Annotated in this window: 17 protein-coding genes; 8 read left to right on the forward strand and 9 right to left on the reverse strand. The window is 69.3% G+C overall.

Annotation, left to right across the window (positions count from 1 at the left end; all coding sequences use genetic code 11):
* The first annotated feature begins 54 nt into the window (after positions 1-54).
* Positions 55-633, forward strand: a complete 579-nt coding sequence (locus tag BM109_RS15710; RefSeq protein WP_093344118.1) for a type 1 glutamine amidotransferase domain-containing protein — start codon at positions 55-57, stop codon at positions 631-633.
* Positions 634-718: 85 nt separating this feature from the next.
* Here BM109_RS15710 and BM109_RS15715 read toward each other — a convergent pair whose 3' ends face one another.
* The gene (locus tag BM109_RS15715) at positions 719-1,885 is read right to left on the reverse strand and encodes a citrate synthase (RefSeq protein WP_093344190.1); all 1,167 of its coding nucleotides are present in this window, start codon (positions 1,883-1,885) and stop codon (positions 719-721) included.
* A gap of 83 nt (positions 1,886-1,968) precedes the next feature.
* Between BM109_RS15715 and BM109_RS15720 the strand changes: the two genes are divergently transcribed.
* Together BM109_RS15720 and BM109_RS15725 are read left to right on the forward strand one after the other, a co-directional pair.
* A complete protein-coding gene (locus BM109_RS15720) occupies positions 1,969-3,081 on the forward strand; it encodes a citrate synthase/methylcitrate synthase (RefSeq protein ID WP_093344189.1) in 1,113 nt (370 codons plus the stop codon).
* Positions 3,082-3,156: 75 nt separating this feature from the next.
* Positions 3,157-4,194, forward strand: a complete 1,038-nt coding sequence (locus BM109_RS15725) for a hypothetical protein (protein WP_093344119.1) — start codon at positions 3,157-3,159, stop codon at positions 4,192-4,194.
* Here the strand turns inward: BM109_RS15725 and BM109_RS15730 are convergent.
* From BM109_RS15730 to BM109_RS15760, 7 genes are all read right to left on the reverse strand, one after another.
* Positions 4,185-5,432, reverse strand: coding sequence for a phenylacetate--CoA ligase family protein (locus BM109_RS15730; protein ID WP_093344121.1), 1,248 nt, complete (start codon positions 5,430-5,432; stop codon positions 4,185-4,187). The genes BM109_RS15725 and BM109_RS15730 overlap by 10 nt on opposite strands.
* Before the next feature lie 352 nt (positions 5,433-5,784).
* Positions 5,785-6,597 (reverse strand): ABC transporter ATP-binding protein, encoded by an 813-nt coding sequence (locus BM109_RS15735; protein ID WP_093344123.1) that lies wholly within the window; start codon positions 6,595-6,597, stop codon positions 5,785-5,787.
* Positions 6,598-6,746: 149 nt separating this feature from the next.
* Entirely contained in the window at positions 6,747-8,078 is a 1,332-nt protein-coding gene (locus BM109_RS15740) for an ABC transporter substrate-binding protein (RefSeq protein WP_093344125.1), read from the reverse strand.
* A gap of 65 nt (positions 8,079-8,143) precedes the next feature.
* A complete protein-coding gene (locus BM109_RS15745; protein ID WP_057597141.1) occupies positions 8,144-9,208 on the reverse strand; it encodes a branched-chain amino acid ABC transporter permease in 1,065 nt (354 codons plus the stop codon).
* Between the two features lie 3 nt (positions 9,209-9,211).
* Positions 9,212-10,141, reverse strand: a complete 930-nt coding sequence (locus BM109_RS15750) for a branched-chain amino acid ABC transporter permease (protein ID WP_093344126.1) — start codon at positions 10,139-10,141, stop codon at positions 9,212-9,214.
* A 1-nt stretch (position 10,142) separates the two neighbouring features.
* Positions 10,143-10,925, reverse strand: coding sequence for an ABC transporter ATP-binding protein (locus BM109_RS15755; RefSeq protein ID WP_093344128.1), 783 nt, complete (start codon positions 10,923-10,925; stop codon positions 10,143-10,145).
* A 1-nt stretch (position 10,926) separates the two neighbouring features.
* Positions 10,927-12,900, reverse strand: coding sequence for an AMP-dependent synthetase/ligase (locus tag BM109_RS15760; RefSeq protein ID WP_093344192.1), 1,974 nt, complete (start codon positions 12,898-12,900; stop codon positions 10,927-10,929).
* Between the two features lie 85 nt (positions 12,901-12,985).
* Here BM109_RS15760 and BM109_RS15765 point away from each other — a divergent pair, with 85 nt between their 5' ends.
* A complete protein-coding gene (locus tag BM109_RS15765) occupies positions 12,986-13,774 on the forward strand; it encodes a Crp/Fnr family transcriptional regulator (protein ID WP_093344129.1) in 789 nt (262 codons plus the stop codon).
* Positions 13,771-14,241, forward strand: coding sequence for a hypothetical protein (locus BM109_RS15770; RefSeq protein WP_093344130.1), 471 nt, complete (start codon positions 13,771-13,773; stop codon positions 14,239-14,241). The genes BM109_RS15765 and BM109_RS15770 overlap by 4 nt, the downstream gene beginning before the upstream one ends.
* Positions 14,242-14,253: 12 nt before the next feature.
* On the opposite strand, the gene BM109_RS15775 is transcribed toward BM109_RS15770, so the two are convergent.
* The gene (locus BM109_RS15775; protein ID WP_093344132.1) at positions 14,254-15,687 is read right to left on the reverse strand and encodes a sigma-54 interaction domain-containing protein; all 1,434 of its coding nucleotides are present in this window, start codon (positions 15,685-15,687) and stop codon (positions 14,254-14,256) included.
* Between the two features lie 299 nt (positions 15,688-15,986).
* Here BM109_RS15775 and BM109_RS15780 point away from each other — a divergent pair, with 299 nt between their 5' ends.
* The 3 genes from BM109_RS15780 to BM109_RS15790 form a co-directional block, all read left to right on the forward strand.
* Positions 15,987-16,904: a 3-hydroxyacyl-CoA dehydrogenase family protein gene (locus BM109_RS15780; protein ID WP_093344133.1), complete on the forward strand. Its 918-nt coding sequence runs from the start codon at positions 15,987-15,989 to the stop codon at positions 16,902-16,904.
* 92 nt (positions 16,905-16,996) lie between these two features.
* Entirely contained in the window at positions 16,997-18,784 is a 1,788-nt protein-coding gene (locus tag BM109_RS15785) for a tannase/feruloyl esterase family alpha/beta hydrolase (protein WP_093344135.1), read from the forward strand.
* A gap of 46 nt (positions 18,785-18,830) precedes the next feature.
* The coding region (locus BM109_RS15790) for an ATP-binding cassette domain-containing protein (protein WP_143129173.1) at positions 18,831-19,000 on the forward strand (170 nt) is incomplete at its 3' end.

The raw sequence follows: 19,000 nt of genomic DNA on the forward strand, positions 1-19,000 counted from the left end.
GGCCTAGGGTGAAGTTTCATTGCCTCGAGAAACCCACCCAAGGAGTGATTCACCATGCCCACCATCACCACCTCTTCACTGGACGGAATGACGGTCGCGATCCTCGTGTCGGACGGCTTCGAGCAGGTCGAGATGACCGAGCCGCGCAAGGCGCTGGAGTCCGCGGGCGCGAAGACGCAGGTCGTCTCGCCGCTCGACGGCAGCGTGCGCGGCTGGAAGCATCACGACCCGGCCGACACCTTCGAGGTCGACGTGCCGCTCAAGACCGCGAACCCCGACGACTTCGATGCGCTGCTGCTGCCCGGCGGCGTCGTCAATCCCGATGCCCTGCGCATCGACGAGAAGGCGGTCGCGTTCGTGCGCGCCTTCGTCGAGGCCGGCAAGCCGATCGCTGCGATCTGCCACGGACCCTGGACCCTGATCGATGCCGGCGGCGTGAAGGACCGGCGCATGACCTCGTGGCCCTCGCTGCGCGCGGACCTGCGCAACGCGGGCGCGCGCTGGAGCGACCAGGAGGTCGTGGTCGACCATGAGCTGGTGACCAGCCGCAAGCCCGACGACCTGCCGGCCTTCAACCGCGAGATGGTGCGCTTGTTCGAGCTGGCGCACGAGGCGGCGCTGCAGCATCACTGAGTCCGGCAACTACCGTTCGGGCTGAGCTTGTCGAAGCCTCGCGCGGCGCTTCGACAGGCTCAGCGTGAACGGGTTGGAGGGGGCTTCAGTCGACTGAGACCGCCGGCCCGGTGTAGCGCGCCCTTGGCCGTATCAGGTGCCCCGTGGCCGCCTGCTCGAGCACGTGCGCGGTCCAGCCCACGCTGCGCGCGAGCGCGAACAGCACCAGCGGCGCATCGGCCGGCAGCTCGTGCACGGCCGCGAGCGCGGCCAGCGCGAAGTCGATGTTGACGGGCTCTCCCACCAGGCGCTCGCCGGCCTCGCGCAGCGCCGCGAAGGCCGGCGGCAGTTCGAGCTCCTCGAGCAGCGCGGCGCAGCGCACGTCGCCGGCCGGATAGAGCGGATGGCCGAAGGCCGCGAGCGGCCGGTCGTGCGCGAGCCACTCGCGCGCGGCCGCGTCGGCGCTCGACTGCTCGGCTTGCCGCACCAGCGCCTGCACCGCGCGCGCCGCGCCGCCATGCAGCGGGCCGGTCAGCGTTGCGAGGCCGGTCAACAGGCAGGCCGCGAGCGAGGCGCCGGTGGAGGCCGTCACGCGCGCCGCGAAGGTCGAGGCATTGAGTTCGTGGTCGGCCAGCAGCACCAGCGCGCGGCGCAGTTGCGCAGCGGCGCGCGGCCGGCGCCAGGCCGCGGCGAGGCGCGCATGCAGCGGCTGCGCGGCGGCGCTCGCGGGCACCTTGCCGATCAGCGCATCGGCCAGCGTGCCCACCACCTCGGCAGCCTCGGCGCGCAGGGCCTGCGGCGAGCGGCCGCGCGAGGGCGGGTCGACCGCCGCGCGCATGGCGAGCGCGCGCAGGCCCGCCTGCAGCGGCGGCATGCCGTCGCGCGCGGTGGCTTCATCGACAGACAGGCGCGGCGGCGCGCATTCCCACAGCAGGCCCGCCACGTCCTCGAGCGTGGCCTGGATCGACAGCGCGCACGCATCCTGCCCGCGGTACCAGAGCCGCCCGCCGGACACGGTCGACACGGCCGAGGGCAGCACCGGCTCGCCCCACTGGATCGCCTCGCTCGCCACCGCCTCGCTGCTGCGCCGCCCCTGCGCGCGCGCCGCGAGCCGCTGCACGTCGTCGCGGTGGTAGAGGCTGCGCCGCGGGTCGGCGGCATCGGGCTTGGCGCGGATGCGGCCGCGGCTCACGCCGGCATAGAGCGTCTGGGGCCGCACCTGCATCAGGGCGAGCGCTTCGGCGGCGGGAAGCCAGGGCGAGGAACGGGTCATGTTGACGAAATGGATCAAGATTGACGTCAATGTTAGCGGCGCCAGAATCGTCCGCATCGTGAACACGAATGGAGCATGAAACGATGAACGACGATGGACTCGAAAGCGTGGTGGCGGCGCACACCGTGCTGTCGGAGGTGGATGGCGCGGCGGGCCGGCTGGTGATCCGCGGCCACACGCTCGACGAGATCGCGCGCCGCTGGCAGTTCGAGGACGTGGCGGCCGCGCTGTTCGAAGGCTTCTTCGAACGCGCACCCGATGCCGCCAGCCTGCGCGTCGCGCTGGGGCGCGCGCGGCGCGAGGCCTTCGAACGGCTGCAGCCCGGCGACGAGGCGCAGCTGCGCCGCCTGCCGGCGATCGAGGCCGTGCGCGCGCTGCTCGCGCGGTTGCCCGACGGCGACGACCTCGCGACCGCGCTGCGCCTGCTCGCGGGCCCGGCGGTCTACACCGGCGCGGTGATGCGCTGGCGGCTCGGCGTGCCGGCGCTCGCGCCCGACGAAGGCCTGGGCCACGCGGCCGACATGCTGCGCATGCTGCATGGCCGCGCGCCCACGGCCGCGCAGGCGGCGGCGCTCGACACCTACCTCGTCACCGTCTGCGACCACGGCCTCAATGCCTCGACCTTCGCGGCGCGCGTGGTGGCGTCCACGGGCGCGGGCCTGGCCTCGGCGGTGCTCGCGGGCATCAGCGCGCTGAAGGGGCCGCTGCATGGCGGCGCGCCCGGGCCGGTGCTCGATGCGCTCGACGCCATCGGCAGCGCCGAGCGGGCCCGTGCCTGGCTCGAGGCGGCCGTGGCCGAGGGCCAGCGCCTCATGGGCTTCGGCCATCGCATCTATCGGGTGCGCGATCCGCGCGCCGATGCGCTCAAGGGCGCGCTGAAGCGGCTCAGCGCCGAGGGCGGGGTCGATGCCGCGCGCTTCGCGCTGGCCGAGGCCGCCGAGCAGGCCGCGCTCGCGATCCTGCGCGAGAAGAAGCCCGACCGGCCGCTCGAGACCAACGTCGAGTTCTACACGGCGCTGCTGCTCGAGGCGCTGGGCTTCGGCCGCGAGAGCTTCACCTGCGTGTTCGCGGCCGGTCGCACCGCGGGCTGGCTCGCGCATGCGCGCGAGCAGGTGCAGAAGGGGCGGCTGATCCGGCCGCAGTCGGTCTACGTGGGCCCCGAACCCGCCGCGCGGGAGCCCGCACTCGCGCACTGAGCCTACACGGCGGTCCCGCCGTCCTCCGATACGCTCGTGTCGACTGCCATTTTCAGCGACACGACGTACCGACCGATGACGACCGCCGATCCCGCCCATGCCCGCGCGCTGCGCCTGCCGCGCGACTTCGCGCTGATCGCGGTCGGCCTCGATGCCGTGCTGCTGGCGCTCAACCTGTCGATGCTGCTGCTGCCGGGCACCGACGATGCGGCGCAGATCCGCCGCGCCTATGCGCAGGCCGGCGTGTGGATCCTGCTGGTCGCGAGCACGGCGATGTCGTGGGCCTTGATCGGTGGCCTGGCCTGGAGCCATGGCCGCCACGCGCTCGAACGGCTGGGCGTGCCGCGGGTGGCGCTGTCGAGCGGCGCGCGGCTGCGTTTCGGCGGTGCCTGGCTGCTGGTGCTGGTGCTCAACCACCTCGCGCTCACGCCGCTGTTCTACGAGCTGCAGCTGATGTTCATGCCGGGCGGGCGCTATGCCGAGTTGCTGGGCGGCGCGGTGCCACGGCTGAGTCTGGGACTCGCGGCGCTGCTGCAGTCGCTGGTGCAGCTCGCGGTACTGGTGCTGGGCCTCTGGCTCGCGGCTCGCTTCGCGCTGCGCCGCAGCCGCTCCGCAACGGCCGAGGCGCTCGATGCGCGCGCACCCGATGAAGTCTCGACGGTGCCGGCCGGAGCCTCGCCGCGCGCGGCGGTGGCGCTGCTGGTGGGCGGGCTGTTCGCGTCGCTGCAGGTCTGGAGCGCGCTCGCCGTGGCGCGCTGGGCCGGTGCCTCGCAAGATGGCGGGCCCTGGGCACTGCTGCTGACCTGGGCCCTGCCGCCGGTCGTGGCCGGCGCGCTCGCCCTCTGGGGCGGCTGGCTGGGCACGCGCCCGGGCCTGTGGCCGGTGCGGCCGTTCCGCGCGGTATCAGCCGCGTTGCTGAGCTTCGTGCTGGTGCAGCTCGGCTGCATCGTCTTCGCGTTCCTGTGGTTCGCGCTCGCGGTGGGCGCCATCAAGGCGCTGCAGGGCATCGGCGCGATGGCCGGCTTCATGGCCGTGCTGATCGCGCTCTACGCGGCGCTCACGGTGCTGCTGGCGCGTGCCATGACGCGCCGGCTGTACCGTCGCTACTTGTAGCTGCGCGCGTCCTCGATCACCTTGCCGTCGTTCGGCAGGCTGCCGGGCGCCACCAGCTCGATGGTGCCGCGCAGCTTCGTCACCTCGCGCACGGCCTCGGCGATGCGCACCACCAGGCCCTCGGGCGCGCCCGCGCATTCGAGCCGGAAGTTCATCTGGTCGTCGCCCATCTCGCCCGACACGACGAGCCGCGCGCGCTGGATCTCGGGAAAGCGCCGCGCGATCTCGGCCACCTGCGAGGGATGCACGAACATGCCGCGCACCTTGGTGGTCTGGTCGGCGCGGCCGAGCCAGCCCTTGATGCGCTTGTTGGTGCGGCCGGTAGGGCAGGTGCCCGCGAGCACGGCCGAGAGATCGCCGGTGCCGAAGCGCACCAGCGGATAGTCGGGGTTGAAGGTGGTCACGACGATCTCGCCGACCTCGCCGTCGGGCACGGGGTCGCCGGTGCCGGGCCGCACGATCTCGACCAGCACGCCCTCGTCGAGCACCAGGCCTTCGCGCGCACTGGTCTCGTAGGCGATGAGGCCGAGGTCGGCGGTGGCATAGCACTGGGTGCCCTTCACGCCACGCGCGGCGATCCAGTCGTGCAGGCTCGGCGGGAAGGCCTCGCCCGAGACCAGGGCCTTGGTGAGCCAGGGCAGCTTCTGGCCCTTCTCCTCGGCCTTCTCGAGCAGGATCTTGAGAAAACTCGGGGTGCCGGCATACCCTTCGGGCTTGAGGTCGACCATGGCCTCGAGCTGCTGTTCGGTCTGGCCGGTGCCGCCCGCGAACACGGTACAACCGACGGCGCGCGCGCCGCTCTCCATGATGGAGCCGGCCGGTGTCATGTGATAACTGAAGCTGTTGTGGATCAGCTCGCCGCTTCGAAAGCCCGCGGCATGCAGCGCGCGCGCGGTGCGCCAGTAGTCGCGCGCCTCGCCCTCGGGTTCGTAGATGGTGCCGGGGCTCGCGAATATGCGCGGCATGCGGGTGCCGCGCGCAATGGCCGAGAAGCCACCGAAGGGATCGTTCTCGCGGCCTTGCTTCTGCAGTTCGAGCAGTTCCGACTTGCGCGTGACCGGCAGCTTGGCGAGGGCCTCGCGCGTGGTGACGTCGGCGGCCGTGATGCCGTCGAGGATCTTCGAGAGGGCGGGTGCGGCGGTCTGGGCCTGGGTGATCTGTCGGGGCAGCGCGGCCAGCAGGTCGCGTTCGCGTTCGGCAGGGTCGCGGATCTCTAGTGCGTCGTAGTGGTCGGTCATGTCCGTACCCTTCAATCTGTTCAATTCGGATTTCTGCTGTCTTGCTTCGAGAGGGGCGTCCGGGGCGCGTGCACAGGACAGCGGGTACTTCCCTCCGCGAATGTCCCCCGCCCTTCGGGCTCCTCCTTTATTTCGCTGCGGGAAGCACCCACTGCCCTGTGCACGTGGGCGCTGCGGTGGTGCCGGCGGTTCAACAGCGATTGCGTCCCGGCTCGCGTCGATGGGGTACTCCCCGCAGCGAAATAAAGGAGGAGCCGAAGGCGGGGGACATTCGCGGAGGGGAGTACCCCGTCGGCGCGAGCCCACCCCCACCCGTAGACGGCAGGGACAGCACAGACGGCAGGAAAGAACATCAAGCCAGCCACCTCTTGCGCCGCTTGTAGCTCTTCACATCCCGGAAGCTCTTGCGATCCGCCCCCCCCACGCCGAGGTAGAACTCCTTCACGTCCTCGTTCTCGCGCAGGCTCTGCGCCGCGCCGTCCATCACGATGCGGCCGTTCTCGAGGATGTAGCCGTAGTCGGCGTAGCGCAGCGCCATGTTGGTGTTCTGCTCGGCCAGCAGGAAGGTCACGCGTTCCTTGGTGTTGAGGTCCTTCACGATCTCGAACACCTCTTCCACGATCTGCGGCGCCAGGCCCATCGAGGGCTCGTCGAGCAGCACCATCGTCGGGTTGGCCATCAGCGCGCGGCCGATCGCGCACATCTGCTGCTCGCCGCCCGAGGTGTAGGCCGCCTGCGAGGTGCGCCGCGTCTTCAGGCGCGGGAAGTAGGCATAGACCTTCTCGAGCGTCTGCTGCACCGCGGCCTTGCCGTCGGTGCGCGTGTAGGCGCCCGTCATCAGGTTCTCCTCGATGGTCAGGTGCGCGAAGCAGTGGCGGCCTTCCATCACCTGGATCAGCCCGCGCTTGACCAGCTCGGCCGGCGACAGCGCCTCGATGCGCTCGCCGCGCAATTCGATCGTGCCCTTGGTGACCGCGCCGCGCTCGCCCGCCAGCAGGTTGCTCACCGCGCGCAGCGTCGTCGTCTTGCCCGCGCCGTTGCCGCCCAGCAGCGCCACGATCCCGCCCTCGGGCACGCTCAGCGACACGCCCTTGAGCACCAGGATCACGTGGTTGTAGATGACCTCGATGCCGTTGACGTCGAGAAGGATGTTGGGTTGGCTCATGGTGTTCTTTCGGACATCCGCAAGCGCACGTGGAACGAGACGCTGCGCTTGCGGATGCCGCCTTCCCATGAAGGGGAGGCAGGCCCCCTTCCGCCTGGCGGGAGGGGGTAGGGGGAGGGTGCCGTCAGTCCCTGGCACCTGCCAGAGCGTCAGCTCTGGCAGTCGGCCGCGTCGCGACGCGTCAGCTTCTTCTCGGTCGCGTACTTGTCGGCCGCGGCCTTCGCCATCGGCTTGATGATCTGCTCGTCGGCCTGGTACCAGTCCGACATGCCGCCCCACTGCGCGCCGTCCCAGGTGTGGACGCGCGCCCAGGTCGAGCCCATGTGGTCCTGGCACGAGGTGCTCACCGGACGCATCACGCCCGAGAAGCCCAGCGCGTCGAGCTTCTTCTGGTCGAGCGCGAGGTTCTCGAAGCCCCAGCGCACCTGGTCGCCGGTCATGACCTTGCCCTTGCCGAAGCGCTCCTGCGCGCGGCGCACGGCCTCGACCGACAGCATCTGGATGATCACGCCGCGCGTGTAGAGGACCGAGCCCACCTCGTCCTTCGGACCCGTGCCCTGGCCCTTCTCGTGCACCTGCTTGAGGATGTCCTGGATCACCTTGGGCTGCGTGCCCGAGGTGTTGAGCGCCAGCGCGTTGTAGCCCTTGGCATTCGCGCCCACGTCCTTCACGTCGGGCTCGGCGCCGGCCCACCACACGCCGTACATCTTCTCGCGCGGGTAGCCCGTGGCCACGGCTTCCTTGAGCGCGGTGGAGTTCATCACGCCCCAGCCCCACAGCAGCACGTAGTCGGGACGCTGCTGGCGCACCTGCAGCCAGGCCGACTTCTGCTCGACGCCGGGCGCGGTCACGGGGATCAGCGAGAGCTCGAAGCCGTTCTGCTTCGCGCGCTCCTGCAGCAGCGGGATCGGTTCCTTGCCGAACGGCGAGTCGTGATAGACCAGCGCGATCTTCTTGCCCTTGAGCTTGTCGAGGCCGCCTTCCTTCTTGCCGATGTGCTGGATCAGGATGTCGGCCGCGGTCCAGTAGCTGCCCATCAGCGGGAAGTTCCACTTGAACACGCCGCCGTCCTGCGAGGCCGCGAGGCCGTAGCCCAGCGTGATCAGCGGGATCTTGTCGGTCAGCACCTTGTCGGTCAGCGCGAAGGTGATGCCGGTGGCCTGCGGGTCGAACAGCGCGACGCCCGGGCGGCCCTTGAGGCGCTCGTAGCATTCCACGCCCTTGTCGGTGGCGTAGCCGGTCTCGCACTCCTCGTACGAGATCTTCACGCCGTTGATGCCGCCTTGCGCATTCACCAGCTTCAGGTAGTCCTGCTTGCCGTTGGCCCAGGGCGTGCCGTTGGGCGCATAGGGGCCGGTGCGATAGACCAGCAGCGGGAAGAACTGCTCCTTGGCCTGTGCCTGTGCGAGCGAGGGCGCCAGCGCGGTGCCGAGGGTGCCGGCCACCAGGGCGGCGGTCAGAGCGAGCGATTTCAGTTTCATGCCTGTCTCCTTTTTGGGGGCACCGCGGTGCCGGGTTGTCAACGCCGAAAAAACGCTTGAAAAGCTCAATGGGGGAAGGGCCACAGCCGCAGCTTCTCCTTGGCCGTGGACCACAGCCGCGCGAGGCCGTGCGGTTCCACGATCAGGAAGAAAACGATGAGCGCGCCGAAGATCATGTATTCGAGGTGCGAGGCCAGGGCGGTCGAGATCGAGAAGCCCAGCCAGCCCGGCAGCTGGTTCAACAGCAGCGGCAGCAGCACGATGAAGGCGGCGCCGAAGAAGCAGCCCATGATCGAGCCGAGGCCGCCGATGATCACCATGAACAGCAGCTGGAACGAGCGGTCGATGCTGAAGGCCGCAGGCTCCCAGGCCCCCAGGTGCACGAAGCCCCACAGCGCGCCGGCCACGCCGACGATGAAGCTGCTGACCGCGAAGGCCGTGAGCTTGGCGTAGACCGGGCGGATGCCGATCACCGCGGCCGCCACGTCCATGTCGCGCATCGCCATCCACTCGCGGCCGATCGCGCTGCGCACCAGGTTCTTCGCGAGCAGCGCGAAGATCACCACCAGCGCGAGGCAGAACAGGTACTTCTGCACCGGCGACTCGATCGGGATGCCGAACACGTTGAGGCCCGCCACGCTGACCGAACCCGACGAGGAGTTGTTGGTGAACCACTGGATGCGCAGGAAGGCCCAGTCGGTGAAGAACTGCGCCGCCAGCGTGGCGACCGCGAGGTACAGCCCCTTGATGCGCAGGCTCGGGATGCCGAACAGCACGCCGATCACCGTGGCGCACAGGCCGCCCAGCAGCAGCGATGCGATCAGCGGCATGCCGTCGATGCGCACGTGGAAGTTGTAGGCCGCGTAGGCGCCCACCGCCATGAACGCGCCGGTGCCCAGCGAGATCTGGCCGCAGTAGCCCACCAGCACGTTGAGGCCTATGGCCGCGAGCGACAGGATCAGGAAGGGCGTGAGGATGGCGCGCATCCAGTAGTCCGACACGCCCAGCGGCACCGCGATGAAGGCCACCGCGAGCAGCGCCAGGATCGCCACGCGGTCCTGCAGGATCGGGAAGATCTGCTGATCGGCGCGGTAGGTCGACTTGAACTGGCCGTTTTCCCTGTAGAACATGTCTCAGACCCGATCGATGATTTTTTCGCCGAAGAGCCCTTGCGGCCGCACCAGCAGGAACACGAGCGCCAGCACATAGGCGAACCAGATCTCGATGCCGCCGCCGAGCATCGGCCCGAGGTAGATCTCCGAGAGCTTCTCGCCCACGCCGATCAAAAGGCCGCCGATGATCGCGCCCGGGATCGAGGTCAGGCCGCCGAGGATCACCACCGGCAGTGCCTTGAGCGCCACCAGCGAGAGCGAGAACTGCACGCCGAGCTTGGAGCCCCAGATGATCCCGGCCACCAGCGCCGAGAAGCCGGCCACCGACCACACGATCACCCAGATGCGGTTGAGCGGAATGCCGATCGACTGCGCCGCCTGGTGGTCGTCGGCCACGGCGCGCAGCGCGCGGCCGGTGGCGGTCTTCTGGAAGAAGATCGCGAGCACCACCACCAGCGCGGCCGCCACCAGCGCCGCGATCAGGTCCTCCTGGCTCAGCAGCAGGCCGCCCTGGAAGGTGCTCTCGAGCACCATCAGCGGTTCCTTCGGCATGCCGACGTCGATCTTGTAGATGTCGTTGCCGAACAGCGTCTGGCCCAGGCCGTCGAGGAAGTAGGCGATGCCCAGCGTGGCCATCAGCAGCGTGATGCCCTCCTGGTTCACGAGCTTGCTGAGCGCGAGCCGCTCGATCAGCCAGGCCACCACCACCATGATCGCCATCGCCGCGATGAAGGCCAGGATGTTCGCGAGGATCAGGCTCTGGAAGCCCAGCCACTGCGGGATCCATTCGGCGAAGCGTGCCATCGCGAGTGCCGCGAACAGCACCATCGCGCCCTGCGCGAAGTTGAACACGCCCGAGGCCTTGTAGATCAGCACGAAGCCGATCGCTATCAGCGAATAGAGCATGCCGACCATCAGGCCGCCGAAGAGGGTCTCAAGAAAAAAGCCCATATCAATGCTCCACGCCCAGGTACGCCCGGATCACGTCTTCGTTGTTGCGCACTTCGTCGGGCGTGCCGTCGCCGATCTTCTTGCCGTAGTCGAGCACCACCACGCGGTCGGAGATGTCCATCACCACGCCCATGTCGTGCTCGATCAGCACGATGGTGGTGCCGAACTCGTCGTTCACGTCGAGGATGAAGCGGCTCATGTCCTGCTTCTCCTCCACGTTCATGCCGGCCATCGGCTCGTCGAGCAGCAGCACCTGCGGCTCCATCGCGAGCGCGCGGCCCAGGTCCACGCGCTTCTGCAGGCCGTAGGGCAGGCGGCCCACCGGCGTCTTGCGGTGCGCCTGGATCTCGAGGAAGTCGACGATGTGCTCGACGAACTCGCGCTGCTTGAGCTCCTCGCGCTCGGCCGGGCCCCAGCGCAGCGCCTGCGCGAGCAGGCCGCTCTTCATCTTGAGGTTGCGCCCCGTCATGATGTTGTCGAGCACGCTCATGCCCTTGAACAGCGCGAGATTCTGGAAGGTGCGCGCCACGCCCATCTCGGCCACCTGGCGCGAGTTCATGTGCTTGAAGGTCTGGCCGCGGAAGGTGATCGAGCCCTGCTGGGGCCAGTACACGCCGTTGATGCAGTTGAGCATCGAGCTCTTGCCCGCGCCGTTGGGCCCGATGATGGCCCGCACCTCGTGCTCGCGCACGTTGAAGCTGATGTCCGTCAGCGCCTTCACGCCGCCGAAGCTCAGGGAGATGTTCTGCACGTCCAGGATGACGTCGCCGGTTTTTCTTGCCATGTCAGGCCGCCTTTGCCATGCCGGGGAAGCGCTTCGCCTCGACGATCTTCAGGGTCGCGCTCACCGCGCCGGTGCGGCCGTCCTCGAACTTCACCTGGGTCTCGATGAACTGCTCGGTCTTGCCGCCATAGAGCGCCTCGACCAGCACCGCGTATTTCTCGGCGATGAAGCCGCGGCGCACCTTGCGCGTGCGGGTCAGCTCGTCGTCGTCGGGGTCGAGCTCCTTGTGCAGCACCAGGAAGCGCGCGATCTGCGTCTCGCCCATGCCGGCTTCCGCGGCCAGGTCGGCATTGACCTTGCCGAGGCACTCGGCGATCAGCGCCAGCACCTCGGGCTTGCCGGCCAGGTCGACGTAGCCGCCGTAGGCCAGGCCGCGGCGCTCGGCCCAGTTGCCCACGGCCTCGAAGTCGATGTTGACGAAGGCACTGACCTCGTCGCGCGCATGGCCGAAGCACACGGCTTCCTTGATCTGCGGGAAGAACTTGAGCTTGTTCTCGATGTAGTTGGGCGCGAACATCGCGCCGCCCGCGAGCCGGCCCACGTCCTTGGCGCGGTCGATGATGCGCAGGTGGCCCTCGCTGTCGAGCACGCCGGCGTCGCCGGTGTGGAAGTAGCCGTTCGCATCGAGCACCTCGGCGGTGGCGTCGGGGCGCTTGTAGTACTCCTTGAGCACCGAGACGCCGCGCACCAGCACCTCGCCGTCGTCGGCGATCTTGAGTTCGATGCCCGGCGCGGCCGTGCCCACGGTCTGCAGCTTGACCTTGCCGTCCTGCTGCAGGCAGACATAGGCGCAGGTCTCGGTCTGGCCGTAGAACTGCTTGAGGTTGACGCCGATCGAGCGGTAGAAGCGGAACAGGTCGGGCCCGATCGCCGCGCCCGCGGTGTAGGCCACGCGGATGCGGCTCATGCCCAGCACGTTGCGCAGCGGGCCGTAGACCAGCAGGTTGCCCAGGCCGTACAGCAGCCGGTCGCCGGCGCCCACGGGCTGGCCGTTGAGGATGTCGGCACCCACGCGCTGCGCGAGCGCCATGAACTTCGCATAGAGCCAGCGCTTCGGAGCCGCCGCGTCCTCCATGCGGATCGAGACGGCGGTGAGCAGGCCCTCGAAGGTGCGCGGCGGACCGAAGTAGTAGCTCGGGCCGATCTCGCGCATGTCGTTCATCACCGTGGCGGCCGACTCGGGGCAGTTGAGCGTGAAGCCGCCCACCAGCCACTGCGCCACCGAGAACAGGTGGTCGCCGACCCAGGCCATCGGCAGGTAGCTCATGATGTTGTCGCCGGGGCCGAGCCTGTCGGTCTCCACGCCGCCGCGGCCCGCCGCGATGAAGCTCGCATGCGTCTGGCACACGCCCTTGGGGCGGCCGGTGGTGCCCGAGGTGTAGAGGATCACGCCCACGTCGGTGGCCTCGCCGCTGGCCACCGCGGCGTCGAACACGCCGGGATGCGCCTGGTCGTAGGCGCGGCCGAGCTCGCGCAACTGCTCGTAGCCGATCAGCCCGGGCTGGTCGTAGTGGCGCAGGCCCTTCGGGTCGTCGTAGATGATGTGGCGGATGCCCTGGCGGCCCTCGCCGCGCGCCACGCGCTCGGCCTGCAGGTCGCGGCATTCGAGCAGCTTGTCGACCTGCTCCTGGTCCTCGACCACCACGAAGTCGATGGCCGCGTCGTCGAGCATGAACACCATCTCGTTGGCCACCGCGTCCTGGTACAGCGGCACCGGCACGCCGCGCAGGCTCTGCGCCGCGACCACCGCCATGTACAGGTGCGGGCGGTTGGCGCCGACGATCGCGAGGTTGTCGAAGGATTGGAAGCCCAGGCTCGCGAGGCCGCACGCGATCTCGCGCACTTCCTGCGCCACGGCGCGCCAGGTCCAGGTCTGCCAGATGCCGAGGTCCTTCTCCCGCACCGCGGGCGACTCGGGCTGCGCTTGCGCATGCGCAAGCAGCAGGCGGGGAAAGGTGAGGGCGTTTGTTTGCACGGTGCGCGGATCGTAGGGCCGCACTTTGACGTCCAGTTGTCGTTCCAACGACAATCCTAGGGACACTACTCCCCGGAGTTTCCCGATGCCGACCGGCAGCCCCTCGCTCAACCTCCCCCTCGCCGCGGGCAGTTCGATCAAGGACCGCGTGCGTCCGCCCAATGCCGCCGAGCTCGACGGCATCCCCTGGCTGCTCACGCTCACCGCGCCCGAGCGCCGCCGTGCCGAGGCCGCGCTGGTGGTCGGCGAGGCCGAGGTCGGCGATCTCGTGTGCCGCGTGGGGCGTTCGCCCACCTACTGGTTCGGCGTGGTCGAGGGCCTGCTCAAGATGAGCAACGACAACGCCGACGGCGGTTCGGTCACCTACACCGGCGTGCCGCCCGGCGGCTGGTTCGGCGAGGGCACGGTGATGAAGCGCGAGCCCTACCGCTACAACATCCAGGCACTGCGGCGCAGCCTCGTCGCGGGCCTGCCGATCGAGAGCTTCCACTGGCTGCTCGACCATTCGATCGGCTTCAACCGCTTCGTGATGAACCAGCTCAACGAGCGCCTGGGCCAGTTCATCGCCGCGCTCGAGATCGACCGCCTCAACAACCCCGACGCGCGCGTGGCGCGCAACCTGGTCTCGCTGTTCAACCCGGTGCTCTATCCGGGCGTGGGCGAGGTGCTGCGCATCACGCAGCAGGAACTGGCCTACCTCGTGGGCCTGTCGCGCCAGCGCGTGAACGAGGCGCTCAACGGGCTGTCGGCGCAGGGCCTGATCCGCGTCGAATACGGCGGCCTGCGCGTGCTCGACCTGCCCGGGCTGCGCGCGACGGCGATGACGAGCCGCAAGACTTCCTCCACAGACACCGGCCACGGAAAGAAATCATGAGCCTGCAAGACCAACTCCAGATCGTTCCCGCCGATGCCCACGTGGCCGGCTTCGTGCCACCGCCGCCGCCCGCGCCCAAGGCGGCGGAGCCGGGGCCCACGCCCGAGCAGCTGGCCGAGCGCAATGCCGCGCTGATCGAGCGGCTCGAGGCGATGGACGAGCTGCTCGCCAAGCCGCTCAAGGACATCCTCGCCGAGCACGAGAAGGCCGGCGAGTCCGCACTCGCCTGGGACCGCTTCGGCGCGATGTGGATGCTGTCGCAGCGCGCGATGCGGCGCGTGGCGCTGGACCTGGGCGCGCAGCTCGGCGTGAGCGAGGAGGAGATCGTGGCGCGCGCGCTCGCGCATGCGAACGCGGTGCTCAACGGCGCGGACGAGAACGACCTGGGCGGCACCATCGCGCCCGCGCAGATGGGGCACATCGCGCGGCACCGCAACTTCCTGCGCGGGCAGTTCCGCGGCGGCTGAACGCGCGGGCCGCTAGCGCTCGAGCGCCATCTGCTTGAGCTTGTTGTAGAGCGTCGAGCGGCTGATGCCGAGCAGGCGGGCCGCGAGCAGCTTGTTGCCCTTGGTCTCCTGCAGCGCGTTGAGCAGGGCCTTCTGCTCGGTCTCGTTCACGGCGGCGTGCAGGTCGTGGCGCGCCGGAGCCACCGTCGCGGCCGACGCAGCAACCGCGGCTGGCCGCGCGCCGTCGTTGAGCAGCATGTGCTCGGCGCGCAGCTCCGAGGCATCGCCAGACACCACGCAGGCGCGCTCGAGCACGTTGCGCAGCTCGCGCACATTGCCGGGCCAGCCGAACGTCGCGAGCAGCGCCAGCGCGTCGGGCGCGATGTCCTTCTCGCGCATGCCGAGCGTGGCGCAGAGTTCGGCCAGCAGCAGGTCGACCAGCTCGGGCAGGTCCTCGAGCCGCTCGCGCAGGGGCGGGATCTGGATCGGCACCACGCTCAGGCGGTAGTAGAGGTCGGCGCGGAACTGGCCGGTCTCGACCAGTTGCCGGAGGTCGCGGCTGGTGGCCGCGATCACGCGCAGGTCGAGCGGGATCACGGTGTTGCCGCCGATCGGCTCGATCTCGCGCTCCTGCAGCGCGCGCAGCAGCTTGACCTGGATGCGCATCGGCATGTCGCCGATCTCGTCGAGGAACAAGGTGCCCTTGTCGGCCAGCATCATCTTGCCGGTGCGGCCCTTGGGATGGGCACCGGTGTAGGCGCCCGGCGCGGAGCCGAAGAACTCGGCCTCCATCAGTTCCTCGGGAATGGCCGCCACGTTGACGCCGATGAAGTTCTGCCGCGCGCGCCGCGAGGCCGCATGGATGCCCTGCGCGACCATCTCCTTGCCCGTGCCGGTCTCGCCGAGCAGCAGCACCGTCGAGTCGGTGGCCGCGACCTGCCGCGCGCTGCGCCGCACCTGCGCGGCCTGCGGGCTCGAGCCCACGAAGTGGCTGAACTCGTACTTCGTGCGGCGCAACTGGTTGAGCTTCGAGCGCGTGCGCTCGAGCTCGTTCTGCAGCTGCTGGATGCGCGCGAGCATCGGCCGCAGCGGATCGAGCTCGTCGAACAGCACGAAGCAGAAACCGCCGATGACCTCCTGCGCGTCGTTCTTGATCGGGAAGCGCGACACCACGGCCCAGCGCCCGTTGACCTCGACCAGGTCGAAGGGGATCGAGCGGCCGGTCTCGACCACCTCGGGCATGCGCGTCGCGGGCACCACCGTCGAGATGTGCTGGCCGACCACCGGCCGGTCGGGCTCCAGGCCGATGAAGGCCAGGTAGCGCGCATTGGCCCAGATGACCTTGCCATCGCGCCCGATCACGAAGGCGCCCTCGGCGAGCTGGCCGAACAGCTCGAAGAAGGACTGCAGGGCCTGGCCCCGGATGCTCGCCAGGTCGAAGGCCTGGTCTCCCTTGATCTGCAGCATGGCTGACTCCCTTGGTTCGCGGGTGCGAATGTCCATGACGCGCGGCGGTGGCGCGCAGGGGCGTGACTTTAGACGCTCCGAATCGATGTCCAGTTGTTGGACGTGGTGTGCATTGGCCTGGACAGTATTGGACATCGCTTGCACAGCGTCGCGCGCGCTCGCGGCATTCGGGTTTACGCGAAGCGCCCGAATGAGAAACACGCGCGCCGCGACGGCCGCGATCGACGGGCACGCTTTCTGCAAAACCAGCGCCAAGGGCCGAGCGATTTCGGCGCCACAAGATGCTGGAGACAAGTTGCATGAACGAGATCAATCGACGCGTGGCCGTGGTGGGAGCGGGCCTCATGGGCGTGGGCATCGCGAGCTGCCTGGCACTCGCCGGTGAAGCGGTCGACGTGTTCGATCTCAGCGAAGCGCGGCGCGATGAGCTGCCCGCGCTGGCGGACAAAATCTTCGAGGAATTGATGGCCGCGGGCCGTATCGTTGAGGCCGAGCGCGACGCGGCCCGCGCGCGGATTCGCGTCGTGGCCGAACTCGCGGCGGTGGCCGATGCCACGCTCGTGTTAGAGGCCATCGTCGAGCGGCTCGAGGTCAAGCATGCGCTCTATGCAGAGCTCGAAGCGGTACTGTGGCCCGACGCCGTGATCGCCAGCAACACCAGCGGCTTCCTGCCGGACGCCTTGTGCGAGCGCATGCAGCACCCCGAGCGCTTTCTCGTCGCGCATTTCTGGAACCCCCCGCACGTCATCCCGTTCGTGGAACTCGTGCCGGCAAAGGCCACCGCCCCCGAGGCCTGCGCAACCCTGCGAAGCCGGCTCGAACGCGCCGGCTTCGAGGCGGTGCTGCTGAGCAAGGCGGCGCCCGGCTTCGTCGGCAACCGGATCCAGTTCGCGGTGCTGCGCGAAGCGCTCCACCTGGTGCAAAGCGGCGTGGCCGACGCGGCCACCGTCGACGCGGTCGTGCGCGCCTGCATCGGCAAGCGCTACGCCTCCTTCGGCCCGCTGGAGACGGCCGACCTCGGCGGCCTGCACACCTTCCTCGACATCGGCGCTCACCTGATGCCCCAACTCGAGAAGAACGAGTCGGTGCTGCAGCTGCTGCAGACCCTGGTGGCGGCCGGCCGATGCGGCGCGAGCTCCGGCCACGGCTTCTACGAATGGACCGACGCGCACTGGCAATCGGTGCGCGAACGCCGCCAGGGCATGTTGGCGCGGTAGCGCCCGCCGTATCGATCGGCGCCCGTCGCCGTGAATCCCGCAGGCCATGCACGCATGGCGATTTCTCGACTCCACCACAAAGAGAGACAAGCATGAACAGAAGCATCCAGTTTTCATCGCAACGCCGCGCGACGAGCGCCGTGCCGCGCATCTCCTTCGCCGCGACGCTCGCCGCAGCGGCCTTGCTGAGTGCCTGCGGCGGGAGCGGCGATGGCGTGGCCTTCGTCCCGCAGGCAGCGGTGCCAGCGCCAGCGCCAGCACCGGCGCCGGCCGCGGCCACGCCGCTGAACTGCGAGCAGATGGCGAAGCTCTCCGTGCCCGCCTCGGCGATCGCGCTCGCCACCGGCGGCGCCAAGGTGACGGCGGCCACGCTGGTGCCCGCGGGCGGCAAGGCGCCGAAGAGCCACGGCGAGTACTGCCAGCTCAGCGCCGAGATCGCACCGGTCGACCCGGCCGCGCCGCCGATCAAGCTGACGCTGCTGCTGCCCACCGAGTGGAACCGCAAGGCCATGATGTACGGCGGTGGCGGCTACGACGGCAGCATTCCCGTTGTCGCCGGCAACGTGCCCGCCGGTCCCGTCGACGCACTCGACCCGGTCGGGCGCGGCTATGCGGTGTTCGGAAGCGACTCGGGCCACGACGCGACCACCGATCCCGCCAACCTCGGGGCCTTCGCGCTCAACACGGAGGCCTTGCGCAACTTCTCGTTCGAGGCCCTGAAGAAGACGCGCGACGCGGCCGTGTTCCTGATCGAGCAGCGCTATGCCCAGCGCCCGCAGCGCAGCTACTTCGCGGGCGGCTCGTCGGGCGGCCGCGAAGCGCTTGCGGTGGTGCAGAAATGGCCGACCGATTTCAACGGCGCCATCGTGCTCTACCCGGCCTTCAACGCCGCCAGCCTCGATCTTCAATTCGGACGCATCACGCGTGCGATGACGGTGCCGGGTGCCTACCCGAACCTCACGAAGCGCGCCGCGCTGTTCGACGCGGTGATGCAGGCCTGCGATGCCATCGATGGCGTGAAGGACGGGCTGATCAGCAACCAGAGCGCGTGCAACCAGCGCTTCGATCCCGCGACCGCGCTGCTCGACGGAAAGCCGTTGCGCTGCCCGGGCGGTGCCGACACGGCGGACGACTGCCTGTCGGATGCGCAGATCGCCCTTTTCAAGGTGATCGACACGCCGGCAGTCTTCAACTACCCGCTCGGCAGTGGGGAGAACCAGTATCCGGGCTTCAATGCCTGGGGGGCCGAGTTCGGCCGGCCCGGCGCCGACCCGACCCAATCGACCGTCACCCACCTGGGCCTGGGAACGCAGCAGCCCGCATCGCCGATGCCCGCCGACGCGGCTTACCTCGCCAACTTCTGGGACCAGTGGGTGCGCTTCTTCGTGACGAAGAACCCCGCCTTCGATTCGCTGACGCTCGATCCCGAGAATCCCGGACCCTGGCAGGCACGCATCGCCGAGCTCACGGGGCTGCAGGACATCAACCAGGCCGACCTCTCGGCGTTCGCCGCGAACGGCGGCAAGCTGCTGATGGCGCATGGCACCGCCGATCAACTGGTCAGCACGCGCGCCACCGACCAGTACTTCAACCGGGTGCGCGCCACCATGGGGGCGGAGCGCGTGAAGGGCTTCATGCGCTACTACCAGATCCCGGGCTACGCGCATGCCGTGGGCACGGTGTTCAACGCCAGCTGGGATTCGCTGAGCGCGCTCGAGAACTGGGTCGAGAAGGACGCGGCGCCGACCGCGCCGATCGTGGCCGACACCGCGGGCGTGCCTGGACGCACCCGGCCGCTTTGCGACTACCCGGCCTGGCCCAAGTACAAGGGCAGCGGCGATGTCAACGTGGCGGCGAGCTTCTCGTGCGTCAACGAATGAACGGGGCGCGCATGAACCAGGACACGCCGCGCGAAGAGGTCCGTCGATGAGCGGCTGCATTCTCGAAACACGCCAGCTCACCAAGGAGTTCAAGGGCTTCACTGCTGTCAGCAAGGTCAACCTCTCGGTCGTGCGCGGTTCGATCCACGCGCTCATCGGACCCAACGGCGCAGGCAAGACGACCTGCTTCAACCTGCTCACGAAGTTCCTCGAGCC

The sequence above is a fragment of the Variovorax sp. PDC80 genome (genome assembly GCF_900115375.1).
Classification (GTDB): Bacteria; Pseudomonadota; Gammaproteobacteria; order Burkholderiales; family Burkholderiaceae_C; genus Variovorax.

Excerpts from the sequence above, each read along its gene's own strand:
- BM109_RS15710 (WP_093344118.1), top strand. The coding sequence starts at position 55 with ATGCCCACCATCACCACCTCTTCACTGGACGGAATGACGGTCGCGATC.
- BM109_RS15715 (WP_093344190.1), bottom strand. The coding sequence starts at position 1,885 with ATGACCCGTTCCTCGCCCTGGCTTCCCGCCGCCGAAGCGCTCGCCCTG.
- BM109_RS15720 (WP_093344189.1), top strand. The coding sequence starts at position 1,969 with ATGAACGACGATGGACTCGAAAGCGTGGTGGCGGCGCACACCGTGCTG.
- BM109_RS15725 (WP_093344119.1), top strand. The coding sequence starts at position 3,157 with ATGACGACCGCCGATCCCGCCCATGCCCGCGCGCTGCGCCTGCCGCGC.
- BM109_RS15730 (WP_093344121.1), bottom strand. The coding sequence starts at position 5,432 with ATGACCGACCACTACGACGCACTAGAGATCCGCGACCCTGCCGAACGC.
- BM109_RS15735 (WP_093344123.1), bottom strand. The coding sequence starts at position 6,597 with ATGAGCCAACCCAACATCCTTCTCGACGTCAACGGCATCGAGGTCATC.
- BM109_RS15740 (WP_093344125.1), bottom strand. The coding sequence starts at position 8,078 with ATGAAACTGAAATCGCTCGCTCTGACCGCCGCCCTGGTGGCCGGCACC.
- BM109_RS15745 (WP_057597141.1), bottom strand. The coding sequence starts at position 9,208 with ATGTTCTACAGGGAAAACGGCCAGTTCAAGTCGACCTACCGCGCCGAT.
- BM109_RS15750 (WP_093344126.1), bottom strand. The coding sequence starts at position 10,141 with ATGGGCTTTTTTCTTGAGACCCTCTTCGGCGGCCTGATGGTCGGCATG.
- BM109_RS15755 (WP_093344128.1), bottom strand. The coding sequence starts at position 10,925 with ATGGCAAGAAAAACCGGCGACGTCATCCTGGACGTGCAGAACATCTCC.
- BM109_RS15765 (WP_093344129.1), top strand. The coding sequence starts at position 12,986 with ATGCCGACCGGCAGCCCCTCGCTCAACCTCCCCCTCGCCGCGGGCAGT.
- BM109_RS15770 (WP_093344130.1), top strand. The coding sequence starts at position 13,771 with ATGAGCCTGCAAGACCAACTCCAGATCGTTCCCGCCGATGCCCACGTG.
- BM109_RS15775 (WP_093344132.1), bottom strand. The coding sequence starts at position 15,687 with ATGCTGCAGATCAAGGGAGACCAGGCCTTCGACCTGGCGAGCATCCGG.
- BM109_RS15780 (WP_093344133.1), top strand. The coding sequence starts at position 15,987 with ATGAACGAGATCAATCGACGCGTGGCCGTGGTGGGAGCGGGCCTCATG.
- BM109_RS15785 (WP_093344135.1), top strand. The coding sequence starts at position 16,997 with ATGAACAGAAGCATCCAGTTTTCATCGCAACGCCGCGCGACGAGCGCC.